The sequence below is a fragment of the Ligilactobacillus apodemi DSM 16634 = JCM 16172 genome, from assembly GCF_001434405.1.
GTDB lineage: Bacteria > Bacillota > Bacilli > Lactobacillales > Lactobacillaceae > Ligilactobacillus > Ligilactobacillus apodemi.
In genome coordinates this window covers 776484-784235 of record NZ_AZFT01000053.1, presented here as the reverse complement: position 1 = coordinate 784235, position 7752 = coordinate 776484, and the positions used below count along the sequence as shown (strand labels likewise).

The 7752-nt window shown below is 35.6% G+C and carries 9 protein-coding genes; 1 reads left to right on the top strand and 8 read right to left on the bottom strand.

The window, feature by feature from the left end; all coding sequences use genetic code 11:
• Positions 1-139 precede the first annotated feature (139 nt).
• Positions 140-2143, top strand: coding sequence for a hypothetical protein (locus FC32_RS09170; RefSeq protein WP_056957409.1), 2004 nt, complete (start codon positions 140-142; stop codon positions 2141-2143).
• Positions 2144-3205: 1062 nt separating this feature from the next.
• Here the strand turns inward: FC32_RS09170 and FC32_RS10635 are convergent.
• The 8 genes from FC32_RS10635 to FC32_RS09145 all read right to left on the bottom strand — a co-directional run bounded on the left by FC32_RS10635 (position 3206) and on the right by FC32_RS09145 (position 7478).
• Positions 3206-3376, bottom strand: coding sequence for a hypothetical protein (locus FC32_RS10635; RefSeq protein WP_155891515.1), 171 nt, complete (start codon positions 3374-3376; stop codon positions 3206-3208).
• 6 nt (positions 3377-3382) lie between these two features.
• A complete protein-coding gene (locus tag FC32_RS09165) occupies positions 3383-3820 on the bottom strand; it encodes an ArpU family phage packaging/lysis transcriptional regulator (protein ID WP_235722638.1) in 438 nt (145 codons plus the stop codon).
• Positions 3821-4305: 485 nt separating this feature from the next.
• Positions 4306-4494 carry a hypothetical protein gene (locus FC32_RS09160; RefSeq protein WP_025088098.1) on the bottom strand — a complete coding sequence of 63 codons (189 nt, stop codon included), beginning with the start codon at positions 4492-4494 and terminating at the stop codon, positions 4306-4308.
• A gap of 12 nt (positions 4495-4506) precedes the next feature.
• Positions 4507-4632 (bottom strand): hypothetical protein, encoded by a 126-nt coding sequence (locus FC32_RS11095; RefSeq protein WP_268870045.1) that lies wholly within the window; start codon positions 4630-4632, stop codon positions 4507-4509.
• 66 nt (positions 4633-4698) lie between these two features.
• Positions 4699-4845 (bottom strand): hypothetical protein, encoded by a 147-nt coding sequence (locus FC32_RS10630; RefSeq protein WP_155891516.1) that lies wholly within the window; start codon positions 4843-4845, stop codon positions 4699-4701.
• A gap of 1086 nt (positions 4846-5931) precedes the next feature.
• Entirely contained in the window at positions 5932-6477 is a 546-nt protein-coding gene (locus FC32_RS09155; RefSeq protein ID WP_025088063.1) for a hypothetical protein, read from the bottom strand.
• Between the two features lie 24 nt (positions 6478-6501).
• Positions 6502-7032 carry a hypothetical protein gene (locus tag FC32_RS09150; protein ID WP_025088064.1) on the bottom strand — a complete coding sequence of 177 codons (531 nt, stop codon included), beginning with the start codon at positions 7030-7032 and terminating at the stop codon, positions 6502-6504.
• 107 nt (positions 7033-7139) lie between these two features.
• Positions 7140-7478 carry a hypothetical protein gene (locus FC32_RS09145; protein ID WP_025088065.1) on the bottom strand — a complete coding sequence of 113 codons (339 nt, stop codon included), beginning with the start codon at positions 7476-7478 and terminating at the stop codon, positions 7140-7142.
• Positions 7479-7752 lie beyond the last annotated feature (274 nt).

Below are 7752 nucleotides of genomic sequence, written 5' to 3'. Positions count from 1 at the left end.
TTTAGCGAGAGAACGATTTAATTTATAATAATTAACGTAAATCGAAAATTTGTAACACAGCAATCTATTCCTGAACAGCAGCGTGATATCAGCATGATATATTTTATTAAAAATTTTAATATCTAAGAGGTGGATTACTATGTATAACGTAACATCAAGAATTCGTGATATAAAGCAGCCCCATTTGGGATATATACTTGTTTCTGCTTTAAATGTTGTTAAGTATTCTGATAATAATGAAATTAAAGAAGTCAACCCCTACTACAAAGCAATTCAAGGGATGGCTGTAGATTATTTAACAAGACTTGTAATGGGTGCATTTAAACCTACAGTGTTTGAAACGTGTCTGGAGGGTGCTGCAAAAGTAAATGAATTAAAACAAGCTAAAGAACTGCTTGAATGGATAGACTGGTTGGATGACTATTCAATCGATATGACTTGCAAGTTAGTTGGATATGATGTTGCTTTTAAAAGAGGTCCAAAATATTTTACACCAATCGACAATATACAACCGTCCAAAGAAGTTATTAGAAATATCAAAATTATGGTTAGACGAAGTAAACAATTTCTTAAAAAAGAAAATAAGCCTCTTGTTTTAAATGGTTTTAATTTTCATGGAGCATACAATTCAGTCATCAAAGCGGGTGAAGGTGATTATTTAACCGAAGACACCCTTTGGGATTTTAAAGTATCAGAATCAAAACCCACAATTGAATACACATTACAAATACTAGTCTATTATATTTTAGGATTGCACTCCATACATCATAATGAATTTAATAAAATAAAAAAATTAGGAATCTATAATCCTGAACTTAATACCGCTTACACTATAGCCTTATCAGATATCCCAGAAAAAGTTTTTTATGACGTAAGTAAAGATGTTATCGGTTACTGTATGCCTAAAAACATCAAAGATTGGCGGAAAGCTTATGGGACAAGTGAACAGGCTAAAAATGAATTATGGACTCGTGTTATAAAAGAATTCCAAGATACAGGTTTTTCTCCTGATAATTATCAAGATGGTATTCATGATATAACTGTAGATGACTATTGGAGTTACTATCGAAAAATTACGTTAACAAAAGATAATTGCACAGAGTTTCGTAGACCTAATAAGGTTCTACAAACACAAGTAGCACAGATAAAATTCATTAAAAACTCTGGATTTATAATGTTTGTATCTATATCAAAAACAGGATGTACTAGCATCTTGTATGGTGGTAGACGTCACAGTATCAAAAAACCATTACAATATTATTATGAAAATTTGCCTAAATATGGAGGTACTATTCTAGATAGATTTTCTAACTATTGGGATGCTCTATATAACATCTCTAGTCAATTACAATCTATCAAACTTAATGATCAAGAATCTAAAACAGAATATGAAAAAGTCGTACTCGAAAATAAAAAGTGGGGTACTCAACCCTCTCCTTATGAAATATGGTGCCAAGCTGATTTGCAAAGATATTCTTTTTCGGGAAAGGTACATGGTTGTATAGTAGATCTCGATTATTCAAGACATATATATCTTAACCCTTACGATGGATCTATTGCTGCATACTCAGCTCCAAGTATGAGTACAAAAAATGTTTATGATAATGTTATCAGCCTAATTGCAACAGAAAAATCAGAGATGCTTCCAGCATTTAAACGCAAAATCAACCTGATTGAAACCGATATAGATAAAAAAACAACAGAACTAACATTAAAAGAAAAGTCACTTTCTATTTTTAAAAATGATGAAATCAACAAATCTCCCAACCTAGTAACAGATACCAGCATGTATAAGGTTTCAAACCGTATGAACGAATTACAGAAAATATATGATTATCATCTAGTTGGAAATTGGTATGATGATGTTTTGCCTAATTCTGAGTCATCAGAGAAAAAAAGAATTGAGCTTAAAGCGACATCCATAGTGCAAAAAAAAGATAGTGGTAAATCAAAAAAGAGCAAAAGTACACGAAAAAAGATATCATATGTTGGAAAAACAGCTAAAATGAACTGTGGTTTAAACGCGACAGTCATAGAAGATTTCGGATGTAAGAATATAACAGTTAGATTTGAGGACGGACTCGTGAAAAAGAAATGTCGTCGCGATAAGTTTCGTGAGGGAAATATAGGACATAAAGCATAATAGTTCAGGAACTGTTAAATAAATTTTAATAAACTAAAAAACATTAACTTTCAGAATATAACATACACCCATTCTCTTTTCTTAAAAGAATTTTTAGAAGATTATAAAAATTGAATAAGTAAAATAGTTTAAAAAATCACAAATGCTAGGTCCGGGTGATTAAAATAATGAAAAATTTCAAGCATCAGAATTTTAGCACTTTTTCACTTATTCTAGAAGGCGTTCAGCTAGTTTCTCGTTAGCAGATGCGAGCAACACTTCTAAGTCTTCCTTGGTTACTACTCAGCAATAACTACAAACCATGGATCTTTTAGCAAAATGATATTTGCGTACTTTATCCTTCTCAGCCCAGCGATTAGAAGTGGCAAGATGTGGCTTATTCTTCTTTTCTGGCATTGGTGTGACTCTCTACTTGCATTCGTATATTAAATATAATATACTTAGATACGAATAAGGGACTGATAGCCCTAACTATCAGCCCCCGACGTGGTTTGAGAGTTAAACGTGTTAAAGACTAATCGTGATTTTTAAAATCGTGGTTAGTCTTTTTGTATATCCTATATGCGATCATCAGATTAATGGAACATCTTCCAATCGCTAGGATAATAAAGGCGATTGCCAACGCGCTTAACCTTTCTAAATAGTTTCATGCTATGAGCCCCCCTCCCGTGTGTCTGATTACTTGAAAAAGATGGGCTATAACTCTCAACTATTCCCACTAAGTCACTTCAAAAGGTAGCTAGCCTTTATCTGATGACTTGCTTATATTGTATGTTAAATTTAATATGATAACAAGTAGCTATTTGATGATTCAGCAAATAACCACCAACTAACCACCAACGTAAGATAGAATAATGCAAAAAAAGCTGTTTTTGGCATTATTGCTATGGCTGTATCGTCATGGACAATTTTGTCAATCACGGCAAAATCAACCAAATAGATAATAAATAGGGATGTACTAGCAACTAAGCTAATGCATCCCTTTATCTATATATTTAAATTGACTCTAGTATTTCAGTTAGAACCTCGGCTACCTTGTCCCGTAACTGTTCAACTGGTGGCTTATCTTTCATCGTCTAACTCCTTTAATCTTTGGTGTATCAACAATTCTAAGTACTGTAGCTCGTGCCTGCTGGATAGATGCTTGATGTAAAACCTAGAATACCAATGATGACGTTTCAAATGAATATTGATCGCTGTAACGACCGTAAGAATAATAATAAATTCTAACAAGCGGGATCACTCCTGATCTTTGTAAACTGTGAGCGCTGTGCCTGCTGTGATGTCCATAGTTTGAGCAAATAGGGCACAAGCTTCTTTTTTGAGTATGTCGTATCTGGATCGACTGTATTGCAGACGTTCGGCAACTTGCCAGTTTTGTGATCCTTGAATATAGAGGGCTCTAATAATTGTCTTGTACCGATCGTCTAACGTGTCAAGAATTGCATCGACGAACTCTAAAACTTGCTTGGCGTTGGCTCTATTAACGTTCATGTCTTCCACGCTGTTGGCGCTAGCGGTTCCTTTGGGTGCTAATGATAATCTAACGCTTGAGATTACGGGGATGTTAGCTAATCTCTGATACTTGCTATATTCTGTATCAAACCAATTAGCAACGTTTTTACATGTTTGGCTGTAGTCTACTTCTTTGGTGTCTGGTGGGTCTAATTTCATCATAGATCAACGCTCCTAACTGTGAAAATGAGATATTGCTTTAAAAGGGGATATTTTGCGTTCTAAGACGTCTAATACTACTCTAGTATAATAACACGTTTTACTGTAAACAGTTATAAACAAGATGATAAACGTATAATACTTTTAGTCTGTTAGATATGTGATTGTTGCAAATCGTGAAACTGTCACAATGTGGATCTTACAGTAAAAATTTTAAGGTCGTTTTGAACGACCTTAAAAAACAAGTGATTTTGAATAACCTGTTTTTCTGGCCAATCAGATTGACCACGGATACAGTGAACTAAACTCGGTCAATTTTCTTGACCCACTTTTTGAGGTCGTTTAAAACGACCTCGAATGTTAATAGTGATTTACCGTCGTTTCGATAGTGAACTAAAACGTGTCTGTGTGCTTAATCTGTGTTTTTTAAAATCGATCGTGTGGGATGTCATACGAAAAAGGGACGCTGTGAGCATCCCTAAGGTTGGTTATTCCATTTCATCAAGTCTAACTTGGATCATCTCAGATAATTCTTTCAGGTCGTCAGCCGTTGCGATGTCTCTAACGTACTTGCGAGCATAAGACCTATAGCGGTAAATGCGTTGCTTGTCTTTGTTCTTGTCGCCCCATTTCTTTGTTGCTCTATTTTGGGCGTCTGTCGTTTTCTTCTCTGTCATCGTATCAGCTCCTTACTTGCCTAGTAACTTTAAAATTAATTCCAGTAATAGCCAAAGAGTAGCAATAACACCAACGATCGCAAAAGTAGCTTTGTTAAGCTTTGCTAGTTTTTTATTAAACTTTTCCACTTTATTCATGACTTTCATTCCTTTCTTGGTTATACTGAAATAAAGGGGCAACCACCCCCTTTATAATTTCAGCTTTTAGAACCGTCCTAGCGACTTGATAAATCTTACAAGGTACTCAATACCTGAGGCGATTGCTCCGAACTCTGCTAAAATTCTAGCAATTGCTTTGATTATCGACCACGCTAACGGTTCTTTTTTGTGGTCTTCCTTTCTTGGTCTCACTGTTTCACCTCCTTAACTTTATATATTTATTATACATTATTAATCTATATAAATCAACTGTTTTTACTAGAAAAATGCCAATTTTCGACAATAAATAATCAATAAACCCGCCAGTATTATAGGTTTCTTGGTCAATTGTCGTCAATACTTCATCGATAAGCACCCAATATCATATATTTGGCGTCAATATAGGATTTTAGGTTAACATTTGTTAACATTCTGCTGGCTGATGCTTTAGGGTTTTGTTCCGACAAATTCCGACAATTTACCTAATCACTTCCGAACAATCAAAGCGGGCCAAGTTTGCAATACACCTTGAAACAATTCCACCTTTTTCCACCATTTTTTTAGTAGCTGTTGTAATAGTTATTATTATATTTGCAGAAACTTATTAAAATTTTTCCGTTTTTTCGATAAACCTACCACGCCAATATTTTACAAGCGTAACTGTAACTACGGTTGTGATTTGCTGTGTAACTGAAATTTCATAGCTCTATACTTTCTACGACGTTGCCACTTGTGGTAAAGAAAGACGTTAGCAAATGCTGGCATTTGACCTCAACAATTCTCAACATTTTATTTCAGCATTTTTCAGCAATTCACCTTAACAATTCTTAACATTTTATCTTAGGGTTTCTTAGGGTTTTTGCACCTTTCCCGTTACTCTAACAGGCTTTAAAATAGTGCATTTACTGCATCAAAAAGGTGTGCATACAAAAAGCTAAAAAGGGTGCACACAAAAAATTAAAAAGTATGCACACTTTTTGGCTTGATAATCAGCTTTGTTACTTGTACCAATAGCTTTTTATCTCTACAATTCTCAACATTTGTCAATGTTTTATGTTACCATTTGCTACCATTTGACCTGAGCAAATCTGAGCAATTTACTCCAACAATTCCCAACAATTTGGGATAGGTCCACGTTTGAATTTTCGGCGCTTGCATGAGTGTAGTTATAACTACGCCCTTGAGGTGTGTAACTGTGGTTACGGTCATCTTTGGCGATCGTCCACGCTTGTGGGGATGTGGCTTTTTCGCTATAAATTAAAAGGGATGTCAGCTGTTAGACAGTACATCCCTTACGTTCTATTTGATTGGTGCTACCACTGATTTGATGTATTCAATCACCGTCAAGCATTCGATTTTGAGCATGTTACGCAATGCCTTAAGACTTGGATAGCCTTTAAGTGTGATGTTTCCACTCAAGCGGTTCATGTAATAGATCGTATACGGGTCAACGTCGTGTCCGTTCGCTAACGATTCTAGTCGTTGGCTCATGATCGTTCTAAAACCGTAGCGACTTACTAGCATGACTGACGGCAGTAGTTTTACTTTCTTAGCAAATTTACCGTTATATTTTTCATCCAAGGCAAACTCAAGCGCTGTCTTGGCTGTTTCTGCACACTCGCGATCAAAGTAGTAGCCTAGCTGGTCCATCTCAAGTAAAAATAGATCGTTGATGATCTTATTAGCTGAATAGATCTTATCTTCTGTCGATCCTTTCACGCCGTCATATACTGAAATAAATGCGGTGTAGGCTTCTAGTTGGATCTGATACGATTGCAAACGTGATGGGCTTGCGTGTCTGATGTCTTCTTTGAAATCATTTAAATTTGTGGGTATTACATTCATGTTTGAACTTCCTTTCTGGGATGTCTATTTAAAATCTTTGGCCAGTTGCTCACTGATATTCTTGATGTCTAAAAATTGTTGATTGCTTAGGTGGTGACGTTTAAGATCGTTAGGCGTGAGTTTCTTTAGATCATCGATAAAGCGTGCAAGATCCTTGCTTAGATCATTTCTAAGAGCTCTATAGGTTTCTAGCATAGTATTTAGCCTATGCACTTGCTCATCGTGTTTATAGATCATCTCCATAACTTTATGAGTTGCTATGATCGTAACGTTTAACTCTGGTTCTGGTTTGATATCAAACTTGTATACTTCATGAACTGGAACGCCAAGCGTCAGCAATTGCATTCTAAAATCATACAAGTTATAAATGCCCTCGATACTTATAGGCTTTTCATTTGGTGGCAACTGATCCAATGCATCAAATAGTTGTTTGACCTTAGATTTAGTCTTGATGAGTCTGCCAGCATAACGGTCTAGCGTTTCGATGTCGTCTAGGATATAGGATAATCTTACTTGTGGGCTTTCGTTCATTGTGATTGCGTCTGTGATATTCATTGTGTTTTTGGCTTCCTTTCGTGTTCTCTAGTATAAATTACACTCGGTAGGGTAGTTGTGTAATTTAATTCCATTCCGTATAAGCGTTCTTGAGCTTAAAAACGATTTTAGCGCTTGTTATTCTTTCTACCTTCGGCAAGCCGTTTAATTCGTTCTGCTTTTTGTTCGTCTGTCATTTCAAGTTTTCGCTTCTTGGATATGATAACGTTGATGTCATTCAAGTAGCCTTCGAGCATTGCCAACGCCCCGCCTTTTACGTTGTAGCCTTTGCGGTGTGGATTGGTCTGATCGATAAATTTCTCGTATTTACGTGCATGTTTTGGAACGTCTGTATAAATGTGCCAGTTTTGTGTTTCGTCTTCAAAGTTTAGGATCGTCTCCCGTTCTTCTTTGCTAGGAACTTTCCAGCTGTCAATAATGGTCAAGTTCTTGTTTTCTTCTGTCATGATGTAAACTTCCTTTCTGGATCAGTGATGTGGGTATTGTGTAACCCGCTGTAACTCAACGTAACTGCCCCAAAAACTTCTGTATCCCTTGGCGCTCTAGTGATGTAAGCAAAGTAAGCGAAATTTTGCCCAACTCACTCTCTCTTTATATATTTATTTATTATTTATTTTTTTTATACGTATATATATAAATAAAGTAGTTACATTAGTTACATAGCATAAATGCCAAAAGCTAACGAATTTTAAAATATTTACAATGCGGTTACTCGCTGGT